The 249-nt window shown below is 73.5% G+C and carries 1 protein-coding gene; it reads left to right on the top strand.

The features are described 5' to 3' along the window. Positions 1–240 (top strand): amidohydrolase family protein (locus SB660_RS22580; RefSeq protein ID WP_410584727.1); only part of this gene is annotated, 240 nt, incomplete at its 5' end. Between the last annotated feature and the right edge of the window lie 9 nt (positions 241–249).

The raw sequence follows: 249 nt of genomic DNA, 5'->3' as shown, positions 1-249 counted from the left end.
CTGGAACTGATGCTGCAGGCCGGTTTCACCCCGCAACAGGCGCTGACCACCGCGACCCGCGATGCCGCCCGGCTGCTGCGCTTCGACGACCGCGGGCTGCTGCAACCGGGCAAGCGCGCGGACTTCGTCGTGCTGACGGCGGACCCGCTGGCCGACATCCGCAATACGCGCCGGATCGACGCCGTCTGGCAGGCCGGACGTCGCGTCGCCGGACCGGTGGCGGACGCGCCCGTCGACTGACGCGCCTCC

The organism is Bacillus sp. SIMBA_005, assembly GCF_046535585.1.
In the GTDB taxonomy this organism is placed as follows: Bacteria; Bacillota; Bacilli; order Bacillales; family Bacillaceae; genus Bacillus; species Bacillus pumilus.
The sequence above is the reverse complement of the archived record's forward strand: the minus strand, read 5'-3'. Positions and strand labels throughout refer to the sequence as shown.